Annotated in this window: 11 protein-coding genes; 7 read left to right on the top strand and 4 right to left on the bottom strand. The window is 53.3% G+C overall.

The window, feature by feature from the left end; genetic code table 11:
• Positions 1-14: 14 nt before the first annotated feature.
• From sdaB to queF, 4 genes are all read right to left on the bottom strand, one after another.
• Complete coding sequence (sdaB, locus tag HVX64_RS18415) at positions 15-1,382, bottom strand: L-serine ammonia-lyase II (RefSeq protein ID WP_042999501.1); 1,368 nt, start codon at positions 1,380-1,382, stop codon at positions 15-17.
• A 60-nt stretch (positions 1,383-1,442) separates the two neighbouring features.
• Complete coding sequence (gene sdaC, locus HVX64_RS18410; protein ID WP_042999502.1) at positions 1,443-2,732, bottom strand: HAAAP family serine/threonine permease SdaC; 1,290 nt, start codon at positions 2,730-2,732, stop codon at positions 1,443-1,445.
• A 507-nt stretch (positions 2,733-3,239) separates the two neighbouring features.
• On the bottom strand, positions 3,240-4,604 hold the full coding sequence (gene ppnN / locus HVX64_RS18405) for a nucleotide 5'-monophosphate nucleosidase PpnN (protein WP_044254241.1): 1,365 nt from the start codon (positions 4,602-4,604) through the stop codon (positions 3,240-3,242).
• A 112-nt stretch (positions 4,605-4,716) separates the two neighbouring features.
• Positions 4,717-5,565 (bottom strand): NADPH-dependent 7-cyano-7-deazaguanine reductase QueF, encoded by an 849-nt coding sequence (gene queF / locus HVX64_RS18400; protein WP_044254245.1) that lies wholly within the window; start codon positions 5,563-5,565, stop codon positions 4,717-4,719.
• A 68-nt stretch (positions 5,566-5,633) separates the two neighbouring features.
• On the opposite strand from queF, the gene syd reads away from it, so the two are divergent.
• The 7 genes from syd (at position 5,634) to gudD (ending at position 12,934) form a co-directional block, all read left to right on the top strand.
• The gene (gene syd, locus HVX64_RS18395; protein WP_044254248.1) at positions 5,634-6,179 is read left to right on the top strand and encodes a SecY-interacting protein; all 546 of its coding nucleotides are present in this window, start codon (positions 5,634-5,636) and stop codon (positions 6,177-6,179) included.
• 637 nt (positions 6,180-6,816) lie between these two features.
• Entirely contained in the window at positions 6,817-7,146 is a 330-nt protein-coding gene (locus tag HVX64_RS18390) for a YqcC family protein (protein ID WP_044254251.1), read from the top strand.
• A complete protein-coding gene (gene truC, locus HVX64_RS18385; RefSeq protein WP_181825106.1) occupies positions 7,146-7,940 on the top strand; it encodes a tRNA pseudouridine(65) synthase TruC in 795 nt (264 codons plus the stop codon). Before HVX64_RS18390 ends, truC begins: the two co-directional genes overlap by 1 nt.
• Before the next feature lie 6 nt (positions 7,941-7,946).
• A complete protein-coding gene (locus HVX64_RS18380; RefSeq protein WP_042999508.1) occupies positions 7,947-8,396 on the top strand; it encodes a flavodoxin in 450 nt (149 codons plus the stop codon).
• 482 nt (positions 8,397-8,878) lie between these two features.
• The gene (gudP, locus tag HVX64_RS18375; RefSeq protein ID WP_042999509.1) at positions 8,879-10,237 is read left to right on the top strand and encodes a galactarate/glucarate/glycerate transporter GudP; all 1,359 of its coding nucleotides are present in this window, start codon (positions 8,879-8,881) and stop codon (positions 10,235-10,237) included.
• Positions 10,234-11,574 (top strand): enolase C-terminal domain-like protein, encoded by a 1,341-nt coding sequence (locus tag HVX64_RS18370; protein WP_042999510.1) that lies wholly within the window; start codon positions 10,234-10,236, stop codon positions 11,572-11,574. Before gudP ends, HVX64_RS18370 begins: the two co-directional genes overlap by 4 nt.
• 19 nt (positions 11,575-11,593) lie before the next feature.
• Complete coding sequence (gene gudD, locus HVX64_RS18365; protein WP_044254254.1) at positions 11,594-12,934, top strand: glucarate dehydratase; 1,341 nt, start codon at positions 11,594-11,596, stop codon at positions 12,932-12,934.
• Positions 12,935-12,943 lie beyond the last annotated feature (9 nt).

The following is a 12,943-nucleotide window of genomic DNA, read 5'->3' as shown; positions in this document are numbered from 1 at the left end:
CTCTGAGTGCACGATTAATCGCAGGTGACAATCTTCATGGCCAGGCCGCCGCGAGAGGTTTCGCGGTACTTGGCGTTCATGTCTTTACCGGTTTCGTACATGGTTTCGATGACTTTATCGAGACAAACGCGAGGTTCGCTGGTACGGCGCAGGGCCATACGTGCTGCGTTGACCGCCTTGACGGATGCAATGGCGTTACGCTCAATGCACGGTACCTGAACCTGTCCTGCAACTGGATCGCAGGTCAGACCGAGGTTGTGTTCCATACCGATTTCCGCAGCAATACACACCTGCATCGGACTGCCGCCCAGCAGTTCTGCCAGACCGGCCGCCGCCATCGAGCAGGCCACACCGACTTCGCCCTGACAGCCCACTTCCGCGCCGGAAATGGAGGCATTCATCTTGTACAGTGAGCCAATCGCACTGGCGACCAGCATGTAGCGAGCCAGCGAGTTAGCGTTCACTTCGCGGATGAATTTGTCGTAGTAGGCGAGCACGGCTGGCACGATACCACAGGCGCCGTTCGTCGGTGCAGTAACCACGCGTCCGCCAGCGGCGTTCTCTTCGTTTACCGCCAGAGCGAACATGTTGATCCAGTCAACGACCGCCATCGGATCGGTGGTGGTTTTGTCGCTGCTCACCAGCATACGACGCAGCGCTGCCGCACGGCGGGGAACGCGCAGTTTTCCAGGCAGAACGCCCTCGGTGGTGATGCCGCGCTCAATGCCGCTGCGCATTACCTCCCAGACGTTAGCAAAGTGCTGTTCCAGCTCTTCTTTGCTGTGTAATGCCAGTTCGTTTTGCATCATCAGACCGGAAAGGGAAAGTCCGGTTTCCTGACAGTGTTTTTGCAAATCGGCAGCCGATTTGTACGGATACGGTACGTTGACCGGTGCACTGTTCGGTAAACCGAAATGTTCTTCATCAACGATGAAACCACCGCCAATGGAGTAATAAGTCTGGCTGTAGAGGACGTTATCGCCCGCCAGCGCGGTAATGCGCATCCCGTTCTCGTGCAGAGACAGGTTATCGGCATGGAAATTCATGCACTTATCAACCGGGAATTCAACTTCATGCTGACCGTTCGCCAGCAGCAGTCGCCCGTGGGTGTTCACATCCTGGATGAAGCCCGGGATGGCGTCGATGTCGACGGTATCCGGCAGATTTCCCGCCAGACCCATGATAATCGCGATATCGGTATGGTGGCCTTTACCCGTCAGCGACAGGGAGCCATACACATCCACCACCACGCGGGTGACATCCGTCAGAATATGGCGGGCAATCAGATCATCCGTGAATTGTTTGCCAGCTTTCATTGGTCCAACGGTGTGTGAACTGGAAGGGCCAATGCCGATTTTGAAAATATCGAATACGCTAATCATAGGGCATCCATTGCGGTTATATCAGGGAGGAAGCGCCGCCCGAAAGCGGCGCTAAACAACTTAGCTGAACAGGGAGTAGAAAATCGCGGAGATAGCAATCAGACCCATCACGACAACAAACACGTTGCTGATGTGACCGCTGTATTTACGCATTGCCGGTACTTTCTGGATTGCGTACATCGGCATCAGGAACAGGATCATCGCGATGATTGGACCACCCAGGGTTTCAATCATACCGAGGATGCTCGGGTTCAGGGTGGCGACAATCCAGGTTGTTACCAGCATGAACAGCGCAGTGATGCGGTTCAGTTTGTTGATTTCGATAGACTTGCCTTTACCACGCAGAGATTTGATAACCATCCCGTTGAAACCTTCACGCGCGCCCAGGTAGTGGCCGAGGAAGGATTTGGTGATAGCAATCATTGCGATGATCGGTGCCATCCAGGCGATGATCGGCGCATTAAAGTGGTTTGCCAGGTAAGACAGAATCGAGATGTTCTGCTCTTTCGCTGCCGCCAGATCCGCCGGAGTCAGACTCAGTACGCAACTGAAGACAAAGAACATCACCGTCAGCACCATCATGATGTGAGCGAATGCCAGAATCTTCGAGCATTTTTTCTCTGCCGCGTCGCCGTATTCTTCACGCTTCGCTACCGCGAAAGAAGAGATAATCGGAGAGTGGTTGAAAGAGAACACCATCACCGGAATCGCCAGCCACAGGGTCATCCACAGACCGTTGCCAGTCGTAGCCGCAGAATCAAAGGACAGGGTTTCCAGCGCAGCACCGCTCCACTGTGGGATCAGGTACAGTGCCAGCAGCATCAGTGCAGCGACAAACGGGAACACCAGGATGCTCATTGCCTTCACGATCATCTGCTCACCGAAGCGAACGATAGTCATCATCCCGACAATCAGGATCAGCGACAGGATCGCACGCGGTGGCGGGGTGATGGATAACTGGTGAGTCAGGAAGCTCTCAACCGTGTTGGTGATCGCGACACTATAGACCAACAGAATCGGGTAAATCGCGAAGAAGTACAGCAGGGTAATCAGTTTACCCGCGCCGATACCAAAGTGCTCTTCAACTACTTCTGTGATGTCTTCACCCGGATTTTTGCCGGACAGCACAAAGCGAGTCAGACCACGGTGGGCGAAGAAGGTCATCGGGAAGGCGAGGATTGCCATGATGATCAGTGGGATCATCCCACCGACACCTGCGTTGATTGGCAGGAACAATACGCCCGCACCGATAGCCGTGCCATAAAGGCCCAGCATCCACATGGTATCGGTCTTGCGCCATGCGCTTCGTGATTCAGTCGAAGCAATTGTGCTGGTTTGAATGGTTTCCATCTATTTCTCCTGGAGGAAGCTAAAAATCAGGAAAATGTTCCTGACCGTAAAACGAAATTCTTGCAGCGACGATTTTTATAAAATTTTTAACCGTAGTAATTTGCGGGCAGAAAGATACATTTAACTAATGAATCTATCAGTGATCGCGATCTCAAATGCAATAATCCACTTCTAATGTGGATATTTTTGGATCATTGGTCTGTTAAAAAAACATCACAGCGAATTTACGCGTGCGAAGGCTAGCATTAACAACATATTGACAGAAAGGATTGCCAGACAGATGCGGAGGTTACGTTGTAAAAAGCGATCTTTATAGTGGTTTGTTGTGACTAATTTAAATTCTGGATGATAAAACGCGGTTGCATTAGCGAGGTAATCGTTTGCGCAGCGATATTTTTTGTATGATGTATTAGCAGGCTTAATAAAGTGAACGTGTTATCTCATTGGTAATTAGAGAAAAACCGGAAGGGCTATTCGCCGCTCCCGGTCCATGAAACGCTTTTCGCGTCAGGCGCAAATTTCGTAGCAGGGGATATAGGCGGTGCCTGGCAGCTTCATACGGTGCTGCGCAACAAAACCTTGCAGGAGATCGTCCATGCGACGCATCATTTTACTGTCGCCGTGGATTTTGTATGGCCCAAACTCTTCAATGGCGCGGATACCCACTTCCTTAACGTTACCCGCTACAATGCCGGAGAAGGCGCGACGCAGGTCTGCCGCCAGTACCTCAACCGGTTGGTCAGGGTACAGCTTCAGGTTGGCCATGTTCTCGTGGGACGGTTCGAACGGCATTTGCAGATCCGGCGTGATACGAATCGACCAGTTGAAGCTGTAGGCATCACCGGTATCACGACGGTTCTCTTTCACCAGCGGCATCGCTTTTTTCATCAGGCGCGCCACTTCTGCTGCGTCATCAATGATAATGCGGTAATGCGTGCGCGCGGCTTCTCCCAGCGTATGCACGATGAACTCATCCAGCACGCGGAAGTAATCAGCGCTCTCTTTCGGGCCGGTGAGGATGAGCGGTAGAACCTGATCTTTGTTCGCCGGATTCATCAGGATCCCCAACAGATACAGTAACTCTTCCGCTGTACCGACACCGCCCGGGAAGATGATAATGCCGTGGGCGATACGCACGAAGGCTTCCAGACGTTTTTCAATATCCGGCATAATGATCAGTTCGTTAACCAGCGGGTTCGGTGGTTCAGCGGCGATAATCGACGGCTCAGTCATCCCAATAAAACGGCTGTCTTTATAACGCTGTTGCGCATGGCCCACCGCGGCACCTTTCATCGGCGCTTCCATTGCGCCAGGCCCGCAACCGGTACAGATGTTCAGCTCGCGCAGACCTAACTGTGTCCCGACGCGTCGGGCGTACAGGTATTCGTTTTCATTAATCGAGTGGCCGCCCCAGCAAACCACCATGTTTGGCGCTTCGCCCACGTGCAGCGCTCTGGCATTACGCAAAATAGAGAACACCAGGTTAGTAATGTGCACGGAGCTTTCGAGATCCAGATGCTGGAAACGGCCCGCGTTATGAATCTGCCCGTTAACAAACAGAATATCGCGCAGCACGGCAAACAAGTTCGCCTGCAGTGCGCGGATGATACGGCCGTCGACGAAGGCATCTTCTGGCGGGTTGATCAGTTCCAGCTTCACGCCGCGTTCTCGACGCAGCACGTTAATGTCGAAACTTTCAAAGCGGGACAGCAGCTCTTTGCTGTTGTCAGTCAGACTGCCGGAGTTTAAAACGGCAAGCGAACAGTTACGAAACAGTTGATACAGGTCGCTGCTGGCCGTGCGTTTAAGCATATCGACTTCCAGCTGCGACAACATGTCCATTGAGCCAAGCGGGCTAATATGTGTAATCAAGTAAACTCCTTATGGGACGCAAAACGTCATTCCCTGTAGAGTACAATAGCCCTGGCTTATGACCTTTCACAACCTTACGCGTGGAATCCGACCCGCAAAATTGTGAAATAATTCACTGTCGAACTAATCTGCCGGTTGCCGGAACGAAGTCGGTGTTGCTCCGCCATGGGTTAATATCCAGACCACCACGGCGCGTATAGCGTGCATAAACGCTCAGTTTTTCCGGCTGACAGAAGCGTAGCAGGTCGTTGAAAATGCGTTCTACGCACTGCTCGTGAAACTCGTTATGATGGCGGAAAGAGATCAGATAACGGAGTAGTTTTTCGCGATCGATCTTGCGTCCGCGATACTGAATTTGTATGGAGCCCCAGTCCGGCTGATGGGTGATCAGACAGTTTGATTTCAACAGATGACTCACCAGCGTCTCTTCTACCACTTTTTCACCGCTGGTGGCGGACTGCAGATAATCGGTAGTGAACTGGTAGTTATCGATGTCAATGTCCTGATCATCAATGCAGGTGCCGTGAAAATGCGCGACCGGCTGTCCTTCCAGCTCATCGAGACGGTATAGCGCAACGGTCACTTTCCCTTCAGCACAGGCGCGCAAATCGTTTTCCAGCGTCTGTTGTACCGCTTCCCAGGAGTCAAACCGCGTCTGGTTAAAACTGTTCAGATACAGCTTAAAGCTTTTGGATTCAATCAGATTGAGGCTGGTGTAATCCAGTTCCACCTGACCCACCGCCACCTGTGGTAATCCCCTGGCATTCAGCCATGACAGTTCATACAGCGTCCAGATATCGGCACCGTGAAACGGCAGGCTGTCAGCTTTTAGACCCAGCGGGTCGCGATTCAGACTGCGAGGCACGCCCTGTAACAGGCTGGGGTCGTAAATATCCCGGTAATCCGTTGATTTACCGAGCGTCAGGCCATCAAGAGCCTGATGGTTTTCATAAGAAGACATGTTTCACCGTCATAAACCAGATACACTAGGCGCCAAGTGTATCCTGGCTTTTATGAAGAGAGAAACCGGTGGACGAACAGACAGCTTTAGCCCTGAAGGATTTTACGGCGCGTTACTGTGACGCATGGCATGCAAAAAACGGCAGTTGGCCGATGAGCGAAGAACTGTATGGCGTGCCTTCTCCCTGCATTATCTCGACTACCCGTGATGCTGTGTACTGGCAACCGCAGCCGTTTGAAGGTGAACAGAATGTAAACGCGGTTGAACGCGCCTTCGATATTGTGGTACAACCTGCGCTTCACGCATTTTATACCACGCAGTTTGCCGGGGATATGCGCGCGCAGTCAGGCAGCGAAACGCTGACGCTGTTGCAAACCTGGAGCGTGGATGATTTCAGACGGGTTCAGGAGAACCTGATTGGTCATCTGGTGACGCAGAAACGTTTGAAACTGTCGCCGACCCTTTTTATTGCCACACTGGACAATGAACTGGAGGTCATTTCGCTCTGCAATCTGTCGGGGGAAGTGATCAAAGAAACGCTGGGAACCCGTAATCGTTCCGTCCTGGCCCCTTCTCTTGCGGATTTCCTTACGCACCTTAATCCTCTTCTGTAATCCATTTCACTCATGAATATGTGAGAGATCTCTTACAAGCCCTGTAGGAGATCGCCAGGTAGTAAATGAAGATATCACGAAGTAAAAATGGCTAATAACCTAATAAATCATCGAGTTAATGATTTTATGTCAACTTTCATATGAAATTTTCCTTAAGGCATTGCCTGTAAGCATCTTGTAAGACGGCGTGAAAAAGGCGATTCTATGTACGTCGACAGGGAGTCGCACAACGAAGTGAACATCAGGATGATGACACTTCAGCAGGACACACCAGGACGGTGTTACAGGGAAAGGCTTCAGGATGAAGTGAAGAGGATAACGCGGGAATGCGTTAAAGGACACCTCCAGGAAGGAGAACGAGAGCCGGTCAGGATAGTCGGTGGGTCAGGATGGCCAGGATGCTTCAGGATGAAGTAATCACATCGGGGTGGTGTGAGCAGGATGCAAAATGTTCAGGATGAACAACAGGTCGCAAGACCAGAGGAAAAGTTGTCACGGATGAGCAGGGAGCACAAAAAGTAGCTGGAATGCTGCGAAACGAACCGGGAGCACTGTTTTTACAGTGCTCCCTTTTTTTGCTTCTCATTTTACTGGTGGTATCCTTCGCGCCAGATTTTTCATCATTGAGGTGACTTTCATGACGACTCATGACCGTGTGCGTCAGCAGCTTCATGCACTTGAAGCGTTGCTGCGTGAGCATCAACACTGGCGGATGGATGAACCCGAAGCCCACCTGTTTACCAGCACCCAACCGTTTTGTATGGATACGATGGAACCCATTGAGTGGCTGCAATGGGTCCTTATCCCCCGCATGCATGCGCTACTGGACAGTGCGCAACCGCTGCCCGAGGCGTTTGCCGTCGCACCTTATTACGAAATGGCGCTGACCGCCGATCATCCGCAGCGCGAAATCCTGCTGGAGGCGTTGCAGGCGCTGGATGCGCTTTTTGCGCAAGATAAACCCTGATGCTGGAAATTCTGTATCAGGATGAATGGCTGGTTGCGGTCAACAAGCCTTCCGGCTGGCTGGTGCACCGCAGCTGGCTGGATCGAGACGAAAAAGTGGTGGTGATGCAGACCGTGCGTGACCAGATTGGTCAGCATGTGTTTACCGCGCATCGCCTCGACAGACCAACATCCGGCGTCCTGCTGATGGGCTTATCCAGTGAAGCCGGACGCCGTCTCGCGCAGCAGTTTGAGCAACACCAGATCCAAAAGCGCTATCACGCCATTGTCCGTGGTTGGTTAATGGAAGAGGCGGTACTCGATTATCCGCTGGTGGAGGAACTGGATAAAATCGCCGACAAGTTTGCCCGCGAAAACAAAGACCCACAGCCTGCGGTAACTCATTACCGTGGCCTCGCCACCGTTGAAATGCCCGTGGCAACCGGGCGTTATCCGACGACTCGTTACGGACTGGTGGAACTGGATCCGCAAACGGGACGCAAGCATCAGCTCAGACGTCATCTGGCGCACCTGCGCCATCCGATTATTGGCGACAGCAAGCATGGCGATTTGCGGCAGAACCGCAGTGCAGCGGAACATTTTGGCTGCAACCGACTGATGCTGCATGCCAGCCAGCTTTCGCTGACTCATCCGTTTACCGGTGAACCGTTGACGATTCATGCCGGGCTGGATACGGTCTGGATGCAGGCGCTATCACAGTTTGGCTGGCAGGGACTTCTCCCTGATAATGAAAGGGTTGAGTTAAGTGAGCCAGCAGGTCAGGATGAACGCATACGTTCTTCATTCAGGGAGTAATTAAGCATGGCGGAAATCGGGATTTTTGTCGGGACAATGTATGGTAACGCGCTACTGGTGGCCGAAGAGGCCGAAGCGATCCTGACGGCCCAGGGGCACAATGCGACTGTTTTTGAAGATCCTGAACTGACGGACTGGCAGAAATATCAGGATAAAATCGCGCTGGTGGTCACCTCTACGACCGGGCAGGGCGATTTACCTGACAGTATTGTGCCGTTGTTTCAGGGAATCAAAGACCAACTGGGTTTCCAGCCAAATCTGCGTTACGGCGTGATTGCGTTAGGCGACAGCAGCTACGTCAATTTCTGTAATGGCGGTAAACAGTTTGATGCCCTGTTACAGGAGCAAAGCGCGCAGCGCGTGGGGGAAATGTTGTTGATTGATGCCAGTGAGCACCCGGAGCCCGAAAGCGAATCCAATCCCTGGGTTGAACATTGGGGCACACTCTTATCCTGAGAGTGAACCCTCCCCCTACCGGGAGGGGCTCTCTTATGGTGCCAGGCACGGGAACAACCTGATGCTATGCTACCCATACTGAATCGAGTTAGCCTCGGGCAAACGCCCCTAAATACCCTCAACATAGAAGGGTTTTTAGGGGCGTTTTCATAGGGTCAAGCGACCTGTTTCACACTCCTGCCTTTTCCACGTAAGTCCCACGCGATTTCCGTTACAGGTTTTCAATTCCGTGAAGTCGCTTCCATCACCCTGGGCTTTTGCCATAAACATAAGTGATACATCACCTAAATGTTGGGTTCTTGCACGGTGAGCAAGAACCGGGTGCTTTTTATACTTCTCCTGCCAGTTATAAAAAATGCAGTTAGCAAGGCGAACGACCTAATAAAAGCTGCAATAAAAAACACGAAACGTCACCTCTGATCCCCTACCAGTTGTGCTGTTCAGAGTGAGCGTGACTAACGCGAAAATTCAGGAGTGCAACAATGAGTTCATTAAGTCAGGCTGCGAGCGGTGCGGAAAAACGCACCAACGCCCGCTACTGGATAGTGGTGATGTTGTTTATCGTCACCTCCTTCAACTATGGCGACCGCGCCACCTTATCCATTGCCGGTTCGGAGATGGCCAAAGATATTGGTCTGGATCCGGTCGGTATGGGTTACGTTTTCTCTGCGTTCTCATGGGCCTACGTTATCGGGCAGATCCCGGGCGGCTGGCTGCTGGACCGTTTTGGTTCCAAACGCGTTTACTTCTGGTCCATCTTCATTTGGTCCATGTTTACCCTGTTACAGGGCTTCGTCGATATCTTCAGCGGATTCGGCATTATCGTCGCGCTGTTTACCTTGCGCTTCCTCGTCGGTCTGGCGGAAGCGCCGTCCTTCCCCGGCAACAGTCGCATCGTCGCGGCCTGGTTCCCGGCACAGGAGAGGGGAACGGCGGTCGCAATCTTTAACTCTGCGCAGTACTTTGCCACCGTTATTTTTGCCCCAATCATGGGCTGGCTGACGCACGAAGTGGGTTGGTCGCATGTGTTCTTCTTTATGGGCGGCCTTGGGATTGTCATCAGCTTTATCTGGCTGAAAGTGATCCACGAGCCAAACCAGCATCCGGGCGTGAACAAGAAAGAGCTGGAATACATAGCAGAAGGCGGTGCGCTGATCAACATGGATCAGAAAGACACCAAAGCCAAAGTGCCGCTTAGCGTGAAATGGGGACAGGTCAAGCAGTTGCTGGGTTCCCGCATGATGATCGGTGTGTATATCGGTCAGTACTGTATTAACGCGCTGACCTACTTCTTTATCACCTGGTTCCCGGTTTATCTGGTACAGGCTCGCGGTATGTCGATCCTGAAAGCGGGCTTTGTGGCCTCGGTTCCTGCGGTGTGCGGATTTATCGGCGGGGTGCTGGGCGGCATTATCTCCGACTGGCTGATGCGTCGGACCGGCTCACTGAACATTGCGCGTAAAACGCCTATCGTGATGGGGATGTTGTTGTCGATGGTGATGGTGTTCTGTAACTACGTCAACGTCGAGTGGATGATCATCGGTTTCATGGCGCTGGCGTTCTTTGGTAAGGGTATCGGTGCCTTGGGCTGGGCGGTGATGGCTGATACAGCGCCGAAAGAGATCAGTGGCCTGAGCGGGGGTCTGTTCAACATGTTCGGCAACATCTCTGGCATCGTGACACCCATTGCCATTGGCTACATCGTTGGCACGACCGGCTCCTTCAACGGTGCGCTGATTTATGTGGGCGTGCATGCGTTGATCGCGGTACTGAGCTACCTGGTGCTGGTGGGGGATATTAAACGTATCGAACTGAAACCGGTCGCAGGACAACTATCATGACGACACAATCCAGCCCCGTTATCACGGACATGAAGGTCATTCCGGTCGCCGGACATGACAGTATGCTCCTCAACATTGGCGGTGCGCATAACGCGTATTTTACCCGCAATATCGTGGTACTAACCGATAACGCCGGGAACACCGGCGTCGGTGAAGCGCCGGGCGGAGAGGTTATCTACCAGACGCTGGTTGATGCCATTCCGATGGTGCTCGGTCAGGAAGTGGCCCGACTGAATAAAGTGGTCCAGCAGGTCCACAAAGGCAATCAGGCCGCTGACTTTGATACTTTTGGCAAAGGTGCCTGGACATTCGAACTGCGTGTCAATGCGGTGGCCGCGCTGGAAGCCGCGCTGCTTGATCTGCTGGGCAAGGCGCTCAACGTGCCGGTCTGCGAACTGTTAGGGCCAGGCAAGCAGCGTGATGCAGTGACCGTGCTCGGTTATCTTTTCTACGTGGGCGACAGAACCAAAACCGATCTGCCTTATCTGGAGACCACACCGGGCAACCACGACTGGTATCACCTGCGCCATCAGGAAGCACTCAACAGCGATGCCGTGGTGCGTCTGGCGGAAGCCTCGCAGGATCGCTACGGTTTTAAAGATTTCAAACTCAAAGGCGGCGTGCTGCCAGGTGAGCAAGAGATCGATACCGCTCGCGCGCTGAAAAAGCGATTCCCGGATGCGCGTATTACCGTTGATCCCAACGGTGCCTGGCTGCTTGAAGAGGCGATCACGCTGTGCAAAGGGTTGAACGATGTGCTCACTTACGCAGAAGATCCGTGTGGCGCCGAGCAGGGCTTTTCCGGGCGCGAAGTGATGGCCGAATTCCGTCGCGCCACGGGATTGCCGGTGGCGACGAACATGATCGCCACTAACTGGCGCGAAATGGGCCATGCGGTAATGCTGAATGCCGTTGATATCCCGCTTGCCGATCCGCATTTCTGGACGCTTTCCGGTGCGGTACGTGTGGCACAGTTGTGCGACGACTGGGGGCTGACCTGGGGCTGCCACTCTAACAACCACTTCGATATTTCACTGGCGATGTTTACCCACGTTGGCGCGGCAGCGCCGGGTAAACCGACCGCCATCGACACGCACTGGATCTGGCAGGAGGGCGATTGCCGCCTGACGAAAAATCCTCTTGAGATTAAAAACGGAAAAATTGCTGTCCCTCACGCGCCTGGACTGGGTGTTGAACTGGACTGGGATCAGGTGCAGAAGGCGCATGACGCTTACAAAAAACTGCCAGGCGGTGCGCGAAATGACGCCGGTCCGATGCAGTACCTGATCCCCGGCTGGACTTTTGACCGTAAACGTCCCGTTTTCGGCCGTCACTGACTTGTATAAGGACTCAACAATGAACGCACAATTTACTACTCCTGTTGTAACGGCAATGCAGGTTATTCCGGTTGCGGGCCACGACAGTATGCTGATGAACCTGAGCGGAGCACATGCCCCGTTCTTCACGCGTAATATTGTGATTATCAAAGATAATTCCGGTCATACTGGCGTGGGTGAAATCCCCGGTGGCGAAAAAATCCGTAAGACGCTGGAAGACGCGATCCCGCTGGTGGTGGGTAAACAGCTTGGTGAGTACAAAAACGTGCTGAATGCGGTGCGCAATACTTTTGCCGATCGTGACTCAGGCGGCCGCGGTCTGCAAACGTTTGACCTGCGTACCACCATCCACGTGGTCACCGGCATTGAAGCTGCGCTGCTGGATCTGCTGGGACAACATCTGGGCGTAAACGTGGCGTCTTTGCTGGGGGACGGTCAACAGCGTAGCGAAGTAGAAATGCTCGGCTATCTGTTCTTCGTCGGTAACCGCAAAGCCACACCGCTGCCGTATCAGAGCCAACCGGATGAGCAATGCGACTGGTATCGTCTGCGTCATGAAGAAGCGATGACACCCGATGCGGTCGTCCGTCTGGCAGAAGCGGCGTATGAAAAATACGGTTTCAATGACTTCAAACTGAAAGGCGGCGTGCTGGCTGGGGAAGAAGAGGCGGAGTCGATTGTGGCGCTGGCAAAACGCTTCCCACAGGCGCGCGTCACACTGGATCCTAACGGTGCCTGGTCACTGAATGAAGCGATCAAAATCGGTAAATACCTGAAAGGTTCGCTGGCCTACGCGGAAGATCCGTGTGGTGCTGAGCAGGGCTTCTCGGGTCGTGAGGTGATGGCGGAGTTCCGTCGCGCCACCGGTCTGCCGACCGCGACCAATATGATCGCCACCGACTGGCGTCAGATGGGCCATACGCTGTCATTACAGTCGGTGGATATCCCGCTGGCTGACCCGCACTTCTGGACGATGCAGGGTTCTGTGCGCGTCGCGCAGATGTGCCATGAGTTCGGTCTGACCTGGGGTTCACACTCCAATAACCACTTTGACATTTCGTTGGCGATGTTTACCCATGTGGCTGCGGCGGCGCCGGGCAAGATCACGGCGATCGACACTCACTGGATCTGGCAGGAAGGCAACCAGCGTCTGACCAAAGCGCCGTTTGAAATTAAAGGCGGTATGGTGCAGGTACCGGCGAAACCGGGTCTGGGCGTTGAACTGGATATGGACCAGGTAATGAAAGCTCACGAGCTGTATCAGAAGCATGGTCTGGGCGCGCGTGATGACGCGATGGGGATGCAGTATCTGATCCCGAACTGGACGTTCGATAACAAACGTCCATGCATGGTTCGTTAAGATGTCGAC

Origin of the sequence: Citrobacter sp. RHB20-C16 (assembly GCF_013890155.1) — a bacterium.
Lineage (GTDB): Bacteria > Pseudomonadota > Gammaproteobacteria > Enterobacterales > Enterobacteriaceae > Citrobacter_A > Citrobacter_A amalonaticus.
This window is presented reverse-complemented; position numbering and strand designations above follow the sequence as displayed.